The following is a 14,286-nucleotide window of genomic DNA, read 5'->3' as shown; positions in this document are numbered from 1 at the left end:
GCTTTGCCTTTTCAGCCCAGTTGATGTTGACGCATTTTCAGCAATGCTTCCACCTGAAAGACATCGGCCAGGTCATCGATGTCCACGCCGGAGATCGGGTCCATTTCAAACAGCTCTGACTCACCTTCGGCAATGAATTCGCCATGTTCTCTGAGCCATTGCGGCGTCACAATGTAGATGGCGCCGTTAATCACATAATAATCTTCGCTGTAATCCTGACGTCGTGACACAAACGTCTCCGGCTGAGCCAGGTATCGCCAATCGCCATCTTTTTGACATACACACTTAAAAGGGTGTTCTTTCATCTTCTGTACACTGACCAGTGAGGCCTTATCACTTTGCCAGAAGCGCGCGGCCGCCGCGTCCATTTCCCGGGCCGTTCTCAATGGCGAAGTCGGCTGCAACAACATGATCGCATCCGGCAGACGACCTCTATCCTCCAGCCAGTCCAGCGCGTGCAGCACGGCTTCGGCCGTCGTAGTATGGTCCTCAGCCAGGTTGGCCGGGCGCACATACTCAACGTTCAACCCAAACGCACTGGCAAACCCATTGATTTCCGGGTCTTCGCTCGACATCATCAACTCATGGATGGCCTCGCTTTTTTGTGCCTGATCCAGCGTGTACTGCAACAAAGGTTTGTCCAGCACCGGGTAAAGGTTTTTCCCCGCCAGCCCCTTTGAGCCGCCGCGTGCCGGGATTAATGCAAGCATGTGTTTTGACATAATAAAGTATGCTAAGTCCTGTGATAATCACGCAAACAAGTGTCAATGATGCAATCAATCGCATCCTGAGGGCGTGGCAATTTTCGGGTCGCCCGACGTCGCAATTCGGCCTGAGTGGAAGGCTTGAGCCCTTCTTCAAACACTTTTAGCATCTGCTCTTCTTTTTCAACGGCCAGCAGGAGCCCCTCTTCAATCAAAGGCATACGCTCTAATTGACTGTAGGCGCGCCACCATTGAATCAACTCGGGCTGAAACCAGAGATACACGCTCGTGCTGAACGCTTGCGGCGCAATTTCATTCAAATACAGGTTATCAAATCCACAGGTGGAAAAAGCGCTGGTAACCAGATCGCAGACCACCAAACTGTCTTTGATGTCATCGAATGGGTCCGTCACCACCCGTTCCGTGCCCAGTTCCGCACGCAACATTGCCAACGTCTGGACCCGCAGTACGCTCGACTCTTTCGGATGCGGACGCACCATGACTTTAAAGGCCCGATCCCAGTGACGCAACTGTCGTGCCAAGCCCTGAATCGTTTCCAGATACCCAGGAATATCCGGAATGGGCTGACCGTAAAACCCCACCAACACCTCTTCTGTTTTCACCAGGCCTGGTCGTTTTTGCTGACGTTCGGGCAAGGGTGCGTAGTGGCAATAATCCATGTGTTTGATCGAGCCGATGGGCACACTGCGAATTTGCGGATAACGCTGTTCGGTGACACGAGCGGCCTCTTCATCCAACACAAATGCTGTATCCGGAATGGCACGCGCTTTCTGGTTGATGTCCCCCCAGAAACTCTGCAGCGCGTAACTTTGAATGCTTCGTTGACGTGCGTAATGCAGAACCGCTTCGTCAATGCCCGTGTCCGGGCCGGATATACCGGTCAACACCGCATCCGGTTGAAAATCGGAAAACTGCTCGCGAATAAAGTCGTCTTCCAGCGTCACACGGAACTCATCATTGTTAACTTCAATCAAATCGAACGATGCCGAAGACTGGGTTATGGCGAGGATATCATACGCCGGATGCTGACAGAGAACGCGCAGTTGAAATTGAGGGTGCTTTGCCAACACAGGCAATAATTTGTCGAATGACACCGCCGTCGCGGGGTCTCTGGCCGTCACAATCAGATTCATGAAAAACGGGTTATCCGTCCTGGCGCGCGACAAAGGGCGCGGCGATTTGTTTGAGTGGTTCTTCGTACTGTTGAGTTAGCTTATATAAAAAACAGAATTTTTGCCACTCGGATTCGGCCGGCTTTGCGTTTCCACTGGCTTGACTCTCGGCCAGAATCAACAAAGAACGGGTCGCCAGAGCCTGCAACAGATCCACAAATCGTGAATCGGATTGAATCGTCACAGGGTTGATCTCGAAGTAGGCATCAAGCAGATCATGGGAGCGATGCGCCAGCTCAGAGGCATCATGCACCGTCAAGACAAACCGCTCGATCACAAACGCCAGATCTTTCAGAGGGTCAAACCAGGCAGTCAGACTGTCCTCCCAGTCCAGCACCATCAATTCGCCTGAATCGGCAAACCAGAGATTGCCCACATTCAGATCGCCATGCACCATTTGCCCGTTTTCCATCAGATGCCATAACCATTCGGGGGAATGCGTTCGCAAAATCGCCTGACCGGCTTCAGGCAAAGACTGCATTTGATCCGGGCACTGCAACAGACGCTGCCAGCGTTCACACAGCATGGTTTTGCGGTGAATGGCTGCCTGTTTGACGACCTCCGATTCAGGAAAACATGTCAGTGCCCGGTGCACTTGTCCGATGGTGTGTCCAATGCGGCGCAAATCTGACTGGCTGTAATCACTGAAACGCCCGGGATAATAGTCATACCCCAAAGCCGAGACCTGATCGGTCAAATCGCACGGAAACCCATCCAGCAGTTTGGGCACGGCAATCCCCTGCTCTGACAGGAAATCAGCCACGCCTTGAGCTTGCGCCTGGCGTCGCGCACCGTGCGTCGGCACCAACTTGACAAACCAGTCATGGGTACCTCTCCGAAGACGATAAAACCCATAAGGCGCATTGTGAGCTGTTTGAAGACGCTCAATGACAAGATCCGACCCGCTCACTTGAGGAAAGGTGTTTTGGAATTGCCGCCAGGCCGGGTGTGCCTTGATCAAGACCGAAGGGTTGAGGGTTGCCCACACAAGCTCAGGGGGTCTTATGCCTGCAAAAGCGGGCGAATCAGGCAACCAGACCATTCCTAGCCGCCAAAATCGATCGCTGGCCAGTCCAGTACCTCGCCAGCTGAAATCGACTGTTTAACCGAACCCCCCACCACCTCGGACCAGTATTCCGTGCCGACACCCAACGCCGGAAAGGCAAACCGGACGGTTTCCAGATTTAATTCATCGCCGGGCTGAAGATCGGTCCTGGCCACCAGCCCCATCCGCGAGATGTATTTGTCACGTTGTCTGGGCAGGGTTCTGATCCCGCTGCCCAATCCATCGGCAATGGCATGAATACGCTGTAACACCTCCGCTACGTCACTGATCGGCATGGCATGGCCACCGTCCTGCTCATCACCCATGTCGTCCGGACAGACACCCTTTTCCAACACCGTCGCACCCAGTGCTGTGGCCGCCAACAGCATTTCATCGCCGCCGTGATGATCCGACAACCCATAAGGCAAACCAACGGCCTGCCCCAGTGTCTGCATGAAGCGCAAATTCTGTTCCGCCACCGGCGCCGGCGGGCCTTTTGGGCTATGCTCGATCAACAGCTCCGCCTGCTCGCCACGCGGTGACGCGTCCTGAATCCAGTTGACCGCTCGCGCCGCTTCCTCCAGGGTGGCATGCCCCGTATCAAGGATTATGGGCAGATCCTGACGTGCCACGTATTCGATCAATGGCTGGTGGGTGATGTTGGACGAAGCAATCTTAATGGCCTCACACCTCAGCGTCCGGGCAAACTCGGCCCCGTCAAAATCATAGACCGAAACCACCACGCCCAAGCCTTTCGACTGAGCATAACGAAACAGGCTCTCATAGGCCGACAGCGGCACCACTTTACGCTCAATCAGGGCACGGTAATTTTCTTCAATGCGTTCGCCACTGCGATGGCCCCAGTATTTTTCATTGCCGGACAACTGCGCGTCCAGACAAATGTCGGCATGGTTCAGGATCTCACCTTTAATGGTGGTCACACCAGCCTCGGCCAGCGCGTCCACCAGCTTTTGTGCCTGCTGCATATCCTGATTGAAATAGGTACCGATGTCCGGCAGAAAAAGCGGTCGCCCGTTTTGTTGAATGCGATGCCAATGGTTCATAGTCTGCCCTAGAGGGTTAAAAACGTGTCAATGATCTGCAGGCCCAGCTCGCCCGATTTTTCAGGGTGAAACTGACAGCCCATCAGATTGTCACGTTGAACGGCGGCGGTAATGGCATGACCACCGAAATCAAAACTCGCCAATTGATCCGAGGCTTCGGCCAGATCGGCAAAATAAGAATGCACAAAATAAAACGCATTGTCTTGCGACACCGCCTGAAGCAGGCTGTCGGCCCAACCGGCTGGCCCCGGCTGAATGCGCGCCCATCCCATATGTGGGATGGTCATAGGGCTGCCATCACACGCCGTCTCAGGTAGCTTTTTTACCAGGCCTGGTAATAATTGCAGACCGGGCGTGGTTTCAAATTCCTCGCCCTGCGTCAGCATCATTTGCATGCCCAGGCAAATCCCCAAAAACGGTTTATCTTTCGCTGAGTCTTGAATGGCCGCCACCAGGTTTTGTGCCTGCAATTGCTGCATCGCCTCGGGAAAAGCGCCCACCCCCGGAAACACCAGACGGTCTGCGGCGGCAATCTGTTCGGGCGTGGTGGCAATCGCCACCTCGGCCCCGCAGTGTTCAAACGCGCGCTGCACATTCAACAGATTGCCCGCGCCATAATCAATGATCGTGACCTGACTCATGCGCCTGCCTCCCGAATCGCCGAAGGCGGACGCACCGTCAGACCGTTTTGCTGGCACACTTGACGAATGCCGGAAACACTATCGCGCTGGTAATGCAGAATGTCCGCCATCGCCACGGCATTGGCACCGGCTTCCACCGCTTCCACGCCATGGATCGCTTCACCCATGCCGCCGGAGGCTATCAACGGTACCGACACGGCCTTTGAGACCGCCTCGATCAAGGCCAGGTCGTAGCCTTTGCGCCCGCCCTCACGGTCCACTGAGGTCAACAACACTTCGCCCGCACCGAGATCGACCGCTTTTTTGACCCATTCGACCACATTCAGCCCCGTGTGTTCCCGGCCGTTGTCGGTAAACGCCAGCCATTGACCGTCGGCCTGCTGAATCGCTTCCACCGATAAAACCACGCATTGCGAACCAAAAGCCTGTGCCATCTCACGAATTAACTCCGGGCGTTGCACCGCCGCGGTATTGATCGCCACTTTATCGGCCCCGGAACGTAGAATCTCCCGCGCATCGTCCACCGAACGGATCCCGCCGCCAACAGTGATCGGAATAAACACCGATTTCACCGTTTCTTTGACAATCTCCGTCAGGCTGTTGCGTCCGTACAGCGAGGCCACCGCGTCCATATACAATAACTCATCGGCGCCCTGCTCGTAATACCGACGCGCATATTCATTCGGATTGCCGATCTTACGCAAGCCTTCCAGCTTCACACCCTTAATCAGATGCTTGGATTTAATATCAAGACGAGGGATTAGACGAATCATACGTTAACTTTCCTGCCAAACCGTATGACGCTGCTTCCAGACACCGTTTTCTTTTTTCCAGAGATGCGGGCTGCGGAAGGTGTCGGTGAGGGTGTCAAAGTATTCACGATCCATGATCGGCTGTTCGAACATCTTTGAGGCAATCGGGAATTCTTTTTCCGGGATGCTCAGGTATTGAAAAATCTCTTCGGCAAAACGCTCGGGGAACTCCATGTCAAAGCGTTTGACCAGCGCGACGCCTTCTTCGCGCTCGATGTCGCCGGAGCGGATTTCCTGTGCCGCATCGTAGGTAGCGCGGCCAATCCCGAATTTCACGCCCGTGGTGTAATAATGGAAATCGTCGATCTTGTCGTCAATGGAATTGTATTTGGAATAAGTACCGGGCGTGCGCTCGGGTGAAGCTTCGAAGCCACCGTGTTCGTGCGCATAGTAATAACAGCTTTGCGGGTGCCATTTCAGATAGTAGCCCAGATAGTGCACTTCCACCCCGGTGTCTTGCAGTTTTTGCGGATCAGCGGGCATGTAAGGGTCGAGGTCAGCTTTTTCCAGCCCGAAATCGTCTTTGAGTGACTTGATCGACACGCCGCCGATGTTGATCTCAGCTTCGTCGGTCATGGTGAAATACTGCCAGTCGCGCTGGGCTTTGTCCGTATCGCCTTTGGGATTGCCGTATTCGGCTTCGTTTTCGCCGAAAAACACCAGTGGAATGTTCATCATCGCCGCCATTTTCGGCGCCAGGGCCTTTTGCCCGATCATAAACGCCTGGAACGGGTGAAACAGCTTTTCCACCGACAGACGCGTCAACAAACGATGAACCCGCCCGTTGGGCGTCATCAACTGATTATCAAACCCGGCATGAATCCATTTCTGAAAATTACGCCAGCCCCATTCGGTGTAAATATGCGGGGCCCAGGTGACGGTGAACGGATGCATGCCGTATTTTTCTTTGAGGATGTGCGAGGCATAAAAGCTGTCCTTGCCGCCGGAGCCGGGCAGAAGACAGTCATAGGAACCGTCTTTGGAACGGTGTTTGTCACACAAGGCCTGCAATTCCTCTTCGCGCATTCCCCAGTCGATGCTATGTTCTTTTTCTTCGGCCACGCGACAGGCATCACAGACGCCTTCGTCATCAAAGTTAATGGTGGCTTTTTTGGTGTCTTTGGTGTGTTTGTATTCAACTGCCGAGTTGGGACGTTGATTGGAGATGGTGCATTTTTTACAGAATTTGACGTCACGGGGCAGGCCGTATTTGGTTTCCAACTGATCTTCCGGGACTTCGAATTTTGTCAAATCAACGGGGGTCGGTTTGGGAATCAAAAAACTCATGCGTATCCTTTTGTTGTATGTCTGCGCTCGTGTATATAAGTTATAACGGCCAATCGGGTAAATCATAAAAGCGTTTGTGCGCCAGTTCGGCCGACGATTGGGTCAAAACCTCAAGCAACACATCTCGAACGCTCTCAGCCGTCTGCCCGGATCCGTACACAGACTCCGCTTCACGGGCCTGCTTCTGGAAATCGGGCGACAACGCTGTGTTTAATGCCTCAGAAATGGCCTCCGGAAGGGCGGCACAGTCAACAATGCTCTGCGCCCGTAAGCGCCCGTCCTGGCGCGCCCCGATGTTCACAGTTGGCACACCCAGTGCGGGCGCCTCTATGATACCACTTGACGAGTTACCGACCACGGCATCCGCCAAGCGCAAGGCACTCAAATAGCGCTGTGACCCCAAAGATGTGACACGCTTGACGTTGAGATGCGTGGTTTCGGCCCACTGATCAATCTGCTGGTTCAATTGCTTGCCGCCAGCGTCCAGATTGGCGGACGTCCACAAAATACTGGCTTGCGGCAAAAGAGACAGAGCGTCCAGCAAAGGCTGCACAGCGGCTTTGCGCTCATTCTCGGACCAGGTCACGGGATGATAGGTCACCACCAGTAAAGGATCTTGCCAGGACCAGTTGAGCGCTTCACTCAGTGCCGTTTTCGACAGATAATCGGTATGCCGGATCACATCCAGCCCCGGCGCGCCCACATTCCATACACGCTCTGGCGGCTCCCCCATCTGGATGACCCGGCGGCGGTAGGGCTCTGCGGCGACAAAGTGCAGACTGGCCAGTTTGGTCAGGGCGTGCCGAATGGCCTCATCCATGGCCCCTTCAGTGACTTCGCCCCCATGCAAGTGGGCAATCGGGACCTGCGAAAACAAGGCCGCACAGGCAACAGCCAACATTTCGTAACGATCCCCCAACACCACCACCAGTTGTGGCCGATGCTGACAAAAAAGGGTACCAAACGCCTGCAGAGCGTTGGCCGCAATCTGCGAGGTGTCCAAATCCCGGTCGCCCTGCCCCGGTTTGACAATCGGCACTCGCGCATCAATGCGCAAACCGGTTTGTTCAATCTCGTGCACCGTCAGCCCCTGTTCCGGTGCCAAGTGCGCCCCCGTTACCCACAATTTACAATCGAATCGCGGGTGAGCCTGCAAGGTTTCGATCAAACGTCGCATCAAGCCGAATTCGGCTCGTGTGGCCGTCACCACCGCAATCGTCAGGGTTGCATCAGAGTTCTGGTCGATCATCAATCAATGGCCTCATTGCGTTGATAAGCCCGCTTTGCTTTCTGACCGATGAGGTGGTCCCACTGGTCGGCAAAACAGCCCTGGCTCGCCCGCTTCAAGGTCAGATTAGCCTCACTGAATCGCTCTCCGCAAGCAATGGGACTTCGGGCAACAATGCGCTTACGCGCCACATCGCGCGTCGCCATTTCCTGAGTCGTCGGCGCTTTTTGTCCCGATCCCAGCGCCCGCTCAATATGGCGGATGCTTTGTACCATTTGTTTCAGCTCGCCCGGTTCCAGACTGGCTTTGTGGTCGGGGCCAGGCATGGTTTTGTCCAGCGTAAAATGCTTTTCAATCACGCTCGCGCCCAGTGCGACCGCGGCAATCGGCACCTCAATTCCCTGGGAATGATCTGACAGACCCACGCTGACGCCATAACGCTGCCTGAGCGTGTGCATGGCCCGCAAGTTTACTTCATCAAATGGCGTTGGATAGGCTGAGGTGGCATGCAGAACGGTTAACTGATTTTTGACCAGGCCGGCTTCAAGCAGCGTCTTTATGGCCCCATCCACTTCGTCCAGTGCGCCCATTCCCGTTGATAGAATCGTCGGTTGATTCAAGGCGGCGATTTGACGCAAATAAGGCGTCGAAAGCAGCTCACCAGAAGGAATTTTCCAGCGCCGAACGCCCAGTTGGTGTAGAAAGTCGATGCTGAGCGCATCAAACGCGGTGGACATGAATTCGATTCCCTGGCGCTGACAGTGGGCCCAGAGAATCTCGTGATCCGCCTTGGAAAGTTCCAGCCGCTTGAGCATGTCAAACTGGCTTTCTCTGACGCCTGTGTTATCGGCCTGATAGGTTGCCTGTTCGGCCGTTTGCGTCACCAGCGCTTCGGTCTGATAGGTCTGAAACTTGACCGCATCGGCCCCGGCAGCCACCGCGGCATCGATCAACTGCACGGCCTGATCGAGTGATCCGTTGTGATTGACCCCGGCTTCGGCAATGATGAATGTAGAGGGCACATGCGTCCATTCAGACATGGTGAGGCGCTCGCGGGTTCAACGGTTGCCCAAGATCCAGATAACAACCGGGGGTGAGAATGTCTTTGACAATGCGGGCACCGGCGCCAATGGTGACGTCATCGTTAATGCGAACGCCCTGCTTGATCACAGCACCGCTACCGATCAGGCACCGCTGACCAATGCGCACCTCGCCATTGACAATGGCGCCGGTGGCCACATGGGTGTGATCGCCAATGACGGCATCATGCTCTACCAGCGCTTTGGTGTTGATAATGACATTGCGCCCGACCCGGGCCCCCGCATTCACCAACGCATGATGCATGACCACGGTTCCCTTGCCCAGAGCGGCCAGAGGGGAGACATAGGCCAAGGGTGACTTCAGGACCGGAAAACGCCCCCCCAGTCCACACGCATTTTCATACAGCCGCTCTCGCATGGCGCCGGTCCCCACCTGCCCCAGCGTGACCAGACAGTCAGGCCATTTTTTTACCAGGCCTGGTAGATCCGCATCCTCTCCCAATACGGGGTAGGCGCCGACTGTCTTGAAGCTATTGTCCGCATCCACCACGCCAGCGACAGAAAACTGAGGGTGTTGCTCAATCACGTCCATGACCGACCGGGCATGGCCGCCGCCGCCGATCAGCAGTAATTCGGTGTCACTCACTCAACACCTCGCAGGGCACACCACTTGGCACCGTAACCACTCGATCTGCCAGCCATTCTGTCCGGGGCAGCTCGGTGTGTTCACAATGTTGATACATCGGCAAATGATGCATGGGCGTCCACAAAGGACGGGTCTGCAGATTCTCAGACTGACTCCAGGCCAGAAACGCATCGCGCTCGTCGGCGTTCTCACACAACAAGGCATTGAGCCAGAAATTGGGATTGGTATCTTGGGGTGCCGTCAACATGGGAAGCACGTTCTCTGCCTGCAAGTCATGCGCCCAGGCGCGCTTGACTTCCAGAAACATGGGCAGCTTCTGCATTTGCGCCACACCCAGGGCTGCATTCAAATTCGGCATGCGCAAATTGTATGCGTGCTCGTCATGATCAAAACGCCAGGCATGAGGAACTTTGGCCGTCGTGCTCAAATGGCGCGCTCGCGCAGCTAGATCGGCATCATGAGTCAGCAGCATGCCACCACCCCCGGTGGTCAGGATTTTATTGCCATTGAAGCTGATAACGCCCACGTCTCCCAGCGTGCCCGTATGCTGGCCCTGATAAAAACTGCCAAGACTTTCGGCCGCGTCCTCGACCAATGCCAGATGATGGCGTTCACAGAGGGTTTTGAGTGCATCCACCCTGACGGGGAAACCCAGCGTATGCATGGGCACACAGGCACGCACCCTGCGACCGCTTTCGGTGTGCACACAGCAGCCGTCCTCAAGATGGGTCTGAGTTGTCAAAAACTGTTCCAGACTCTGGGGGCACATGCCAAGCGTGTCGCGCTCGACGTCCACAAACACCGGTTCAGACTGATGCATGGTGATGGCATTGGGCGTGGCCACAAAAGTAAGCGATTGGGTCACGACCAGATCCCCCGGTTCAATCCCAACCACTTTTAACGCCAGATACAACCCCATGGTGCCATTGACCACGGCCACCGCATGCTCGACACCGGTATACTCGGCAACCTGACGTTCAAATTCGGTGACATCCGGGCCCACCGACGACACAAAGGTGGAGTCGATGGTGGCGCTTACCCTGGCTTTTTCCAGTTGATCAAAGCAAGGGGCGTGGAGAGGAATCAGCCCTTCGGGCTGGCGATAATGCGCACGGATCAATGCCTGCAGTCGGTCCCAATCCACTCGATCAGACATTGTACTGCTCCGCTTTGTAGCGTGCGAGATTGTCGGGCTGCGTGAACCAGTCGATGGTTTGCTGAAGCCCGGCTTCCAGGGACGTTTGCGGTTGATACCCGGTCAGCTCAATCAGCTTTTGGTTATCACCCCACAGCCGAAACACTTCCGAGTCCTTGGGCCTCAGTCGTTGCGGGTCTTGCACAAATTCAACGTTCGATTTCATCAGACGCTTAATCGTGTTCAACGTGTCCTGAATGGACACCTCAAAGTTACTGCTGATGTTGACGCTCTCGCCGATGGTCCGGTCGGTGCCCATCAGCGCCATCATCCCTTGGCAGGTATCACTGACGTAATTGAAATCACGGGTCGGAGAGGTGTCGCCCAGTTGAATGTGTGTCATGCCGCTGGCAATTTGGCTGATGATTGTGGGAATCACGGCCCGTGCGGATTGACGCGGCCCATAGGTATTGAATGGCCGAGCAATGGTGACCGGAAAACCAAACGCATGGTAATACGACATCGCCATGGCGTCCGCCCCGATTTTGCTGGCACTGTAGGGCGACTGAGGCTGCATGGGATGCGCTTCATCAATCGGCACCCGTTGCGCTGTGCCATACGTCTCGGACGTCGACGTATGCATAAAACGGCGTACGCCTTGATCTTTTGCCGCCTGAACCATATTCAGCGTCCCATTAACGTTGGTTTCCACGTAAGAGTTGGGCGCGATATAGGAATATGGAATCGCAATCAGGGCCGCCAGATGAAACACGGTGTCGATGTTTTGGCAGATGTTTTGACACAAAAACGGGTCACGGACATCTCCGCTGACCACGTCAATATGCGCCGCGGCATCACTGTGATCCAGCCACCCCCAGCTGTTAAAGGAGTTGTACAGCACCAGCGCCCGGACATTGGCCCCTGCGTCAACCAGGGCTTCCACCAGGTGGGAGCCGATAAAGCCGTCCGCACCGGTCACCAATACATTGCGGCCTTGCCAGTGTTGGGCTGTCAGCGCACCTGATGTCATGGGGTCACGGACTCCTGTCTTGATTGAATTTAAGCCGTCTGCAGTAGGTCCCGATAACGCACTTCGGCCTGCAGAACCTTGTCCAGATAGCGGCGGGTTTCATCCGACTGGTGCTGATAACGCAAGGTTCGATACACCCGTTGCGGGCTCAGTCGATTCAGTTGTTCAATGGCCTGTTTCGGCGTGTCTCCGAACAAGCCCAATACCGTCCGCATGCCGCCATTATAAGAAGAAATCGTTACCATTTGTTTGATTTTTTCGTCCTCTATGCCCCCGAGGTAATCGTGTTTGAGCAGCCCCAGGTAAGCCGTTCCCATGCGGATGTTATTTTTGGAATCAAACAATTCCTTGAGCGTGGGCTGGCCCGTTCTGGCATCGATGTACTGATACACGTCGCGGCCCGCCGCCCCCGGCTTGATCTGCATCAGCCCAATGGCATTGGAACGGCTGACGGCCAAAGGGTTAAAGCTGCTTTCGGTTTCCATCACCGCATACACCAGCGAAGCAGGCACCTTGAACTGCCGTGCGTACTCCTCGACCCAGGCCTGGTAACTTTTGGCCTGCTCACTGAGACCATAATCCGTCAACGGGATGCTCAAAAGTAAAAACTGTCCTTCGGCGTCGGTGACGGTCTTGGCATTCTGTTTGAGCAGCTGTTCGGCATAGGCATAAGCCTGTGCCGGATAGCGAATGGCCTGGCCGCGGTGATCGAGAATTCGACGAAAATAATAAGGACGTTGTGTCAGGTCCAAACGCTCATTGCGCAAAAGCGCGCGATCGGTCAGGCGACGCGGCGAAAGAAACAGACGACTGAGCGCCCGCTTCAGATGCTGGTTGGTCGCCAGCGATTTAGGGAATTCCAGAACCAGCTCATCCTGGTATTCAATCAACACAGGTGAGGCCATGTTCGAAGGCGTTGAACGTGGCTCTTGTGTTGACTTAGAAACATGAGGGTCGGTCGTTTGGGTTGACGGCCTCTGCTTATTCACAGCGGACGTGGTGCTTACAGAATTGAGGTCGGCCGAGTTTGCTGTTTCAGGCGGGCTGGTACGATCACTCAAACGCTCCGCTTTAGTCGTCGGCATACTGGCCGATGTGTTGGGGTCGTCTACAACGGCTCTTGGCGCAATGGGGGTTCGCGGTGCGTCAATGGACAGCTGGGCATGCACAACGGCTCGATCGGGGTAAAGACTGTCTTCATGCCCCGATGACGCAAACAGGGTGCTCATCGCCTTGGGAAGTGATGAAGCCGCCCCGCCCACAAACAGCATAAGCAGGCCAAACGCCAACAAACTGTGATATGCCAATCTGGTCATGCACGCGATTCCTGTCAAAAAACCAACCTTGGAGGGTTCCAAAGCAGAATCCAGGCCAACCACTCACCGGTGTGCTGCGAGTGATTTAATTCAAATACTGGAATAACGACATATTTTGCGTGCGGGAAAAAATCTGTTGTGCCATTTGCAAAGCATTTTGACGTGTGGTCAGGTCGGTAATCCCTTTGACGATGTCCATGTCTTCCAGGTTCATGCGACGCTCTTCCAAAGACATGGAAAAAATCTGACCGGCTTCGTATTGTGCTTCAATCCGGTTTTGACGACCACCGATCGACGCCATGTGCTCAGTCATTTGCTTGATACCATCGGTCATGTCATCGATTTCGGCATCGAAATTATTGTTGTGATTGAGCAGGTTGTCACGAAACTTGACCATCACATTCAGGATGTTGTTGTCTACCTGCGCATCGTTCACACCATCGCCATCCGTGTCAACGGCCAAACTGCCCGCGCCCACGTTGAATACCCGTCCGCCATTATCGGTGACACGCACACGACTGGCATCTCCACGGTCATTCGGGTTAAGCGTGTTGTCATCATCAAACGAAATCTGCACGAAGCGCGAACCGAAATTGGCCTCTTCGTTGTATACCGGGTTACCGGCTGAATCCACCTGACCGTTACTGCGAGGGCTACCGATGTAAGAGTAATAGCCTGCCGTGTTCGGGTCTTCGACGAAGGCGCTCTCTGCATTCACTTGGTTACCCGCAAACAAGAGCTCGTCTTCTGAGTTGGTCGAATTCATGAGGTTGCGCATGTGCTCAATAATCTGGGTGATTTCAGCGGCCGTGGATCGTTTGTCGGCGGCATTATAAGTCCCGTTCGACATCTGGATCGCCAGGTCGCGGGCACGCTGGGTCAACTCAACCGTGGTTTTGATCTGCGTTTCTTCCAAGGTCAGCTGAGATTTGGCAAATTCACCGTTGCGCTCGAACTGTTTGATGGTCTCCATGGACGTTTTCAGCGAATGCACCTGCGTCGTGGCCACCGGATCATCACTGGGTTTGGTGATGCGTTTGCCCGAACTCAACTGCTGCTGAAGCTTCATGATCGCTTCTTGATGGTCGGCAATGGAATTGTAGCCTTGGGAATTAAATAAATCGGTTGAAACTCGCATTGGAACT

At 54.8% G+C, this 14,286-nt stretch carries 14 protein-coding genes; all 14 read right to left on the bottom strand.

The features are described 5' to 3' along the window. Positions 1 to 11 precede the first annotated feature (11 nt). The 14 genes from AVO41_RS08930 to flgL all read right to left on the bottom strand — a co-directional run bounded on the left by AVO41_RS08930 (position 12) and on the right by flgL (position 14,279). Positions 12 to 710, bottom strand: coding sequence for a cytidylyltransferase domain-containing protein (locus AVO41_RS08930; RefSeq protein ID WP_160326793.1), 699 nt, complete (start codon positions 708 to 710; stop codon positions 12 to 14). A gap of 23 nt (positions 711 to 733) precedes the next feature. Continuing rightward, positions 734 to 1,858 (bottom strand): hypothetical protein, encoded by a 1,125-nt coding sequence (locus AVO41_RS08925; RefSeq protein ID WP_068585821.1) that lies wholly within the window; start codon positions 1,856 to 1,858, stop codon positions 734 to 736. 10 nt (positions 1,859 to 1,868) lie between these two features. Beyond that, complete coding sequence (locus AVO41_RS08920; protein WP_160326792.1) at positions 1,869 to 2,885, bottom strand: phosphotransferase family protein; 1,017 nt, start codon at positions 2,883 to 2,885, stop codon at positions 1,869 to 1,871. 56 nt (positions 2,886 to 2,941) lie between these two features. After that, positions 2,942 to 4,006 carry an N-acetylneuraminate synthase family protein gene (locus tag AVO41_RS08915; RefSeq protein ID WP_068585815.1) on the bottom strand — a complete coding sequence of 355 codons (1,065 nt, stop codon included), beginning with the start codon at positions 4,004 to 4,006 and terminating at the stop codon, positions 2,942 to 2,944. 8 nt (positions 4,007 to 4,014) lie between these two features. Beyond that, on the bottom strand, positions 4,015 to 4,647 hold the full coding sequence (hisH, locus tag AVO41_RS08910) for an imidazole glycerol phosphate synthase subunit HisH (protein WP_068585814.1): 633 nt from the start codon (positions 4,645 to 4,647) through the stop codon (positions 4,015 to 4,017). Beyond that, positions 4,644 to 5,420, bottom strand: a complete 777-nt coding sequence (gene hisF, locus AVO41_RS08905) for an imidazole glycerol phosphate synthase subunit HisF (RefSeq protein WP_068585811.1) — start codon at positions 5,418 to 5,420, stop codon at positions 4,644 to 4,646. The genes hisH and hisF overlap by 4 nt, the downstream gene beginning before the upstream one ends. 3 nt (positions 5,421 to 5,423) lie before the next feature. Then, entirely contained in the window at positions 5,424 to 6,746 is a 1,323-nt protein-coding gene (locus tag AVO41_RS08900; RefSeq protein ID WP_068585808.1) for an N-acetyl sugar amidotransferase, read from the bottom strand. Positions 6,747 to 6,786: 40 nt separating this feature from the next. Next, positions 6,787 to 7,995 carry a UDP-N-acetylglucosamine 2-epimerase gene (gene neuC, locus AVO41_RS08895; protein ID WP_068585804.1) on the bottom strand — a complete coding sequence of 403 codons (1,209 nt, stop codon included), beginning with the start codon at positions 7,993 to 7,995 and terminating at the stop codon, positions 6,787 to 6,789. Beyond that, positions 7,995 to 9,014 carry an N-acetylneuraminate synthase gene (gene neuB / locus AVO41_RS08890; protein WP_068585802.1) on the bottom strand — a complete coding sequence of 340 codons (1,020 nt, stop codon included), beginning with the start codon at positions 9,012 to 9,014 and terminating at the stop codon, positions 7,995 to 7,997. Before neuB ends, neuC begins: the two co-directional genes overlap by 1 nt. Next, positions 9,007 to 9,660, bottom strand: coding sequence for an acetyltransferase (locus AVO41_RS08885; protein WP_068585799.1), 654 nt, complete (start codon positions 9,658 to 9,660; stop codon positions 9,007 to 9,009). The genes neuB and AVO41_RS08885 overlap by 8 nt, the downstream gene beginning before the upstream one ends. Then, complete coding sequence (locus AVO41_RS08880) at positions 9,653 to 10,816, bottom strand: LegC family aminotransferase (protein ID WP_068585796.1); 1,164 nt, start codon at positions 10,814 to 10,816, stop codon at positions 9,653 to 9,655. Before AVO41_RS08880 ends, AVO41_RS08885 begins: the two co-directional genes overlap by 8 nt. Then, on the bottom strand, positions 10,809 to 11,825 hold the full coding sequence (locus AVO41_RS08875) for an NAD-dependent 4,6-dehydratase LegB (RefSeq protein ID WP_068585793.1): 1,017 nt from the start codon (positions 11,823 to 11,825) through the stop codon (positions 10,809 to 10,811). The genes AVO41_RS08880 and AVO41_RS08875 overlap by 8 nt, the downstream gene beginning before the upstream one ends. A gap of 29 nt (positions 11,826 to 11,854) precedes the next feature. Further along, positions 11,855 to 13,141 carry a murein transglycosylase domain-containing protein gene (locus AVO41_RS08870; protein ID WP_068585790.1) on the bottom strand — a complete coding sequence of 429 codons (1,287 nt, stop codon included), beginning with the start codon at positions 13,139 to 13,141 and terminating at the stop codon, positions 11,855 to 11,857. Positions 13,142 to 13,226: 85 nt separating this feature from the next. After that, positions 13,227 to 14,279, bottom strand: coding sequence for a flagellar hook-associated protein FlgL (gene flgL / locus AVO41_RS08865; protein WP_068585789.1), 1,053 nt, complete (start codon positions 14,277 to 14,279; stop codon positions 13,227 to 13,229). Positions 14,280 to 14,286: the final 7 nt, after the last annotated feature.

This window comes from Thiomicrospira sp. WB1 (assembly GCF_001507535.1).
Classification (GTDB): Bacteria; Pseudomonadota; Gammaproteobacteria; order Thiomicrospirales; family Thiomicrospiraceae; genus Hydrogenovibrio.
This window is presented reverse-complemented; position numbering and strand designations above follow the sequence as displayed.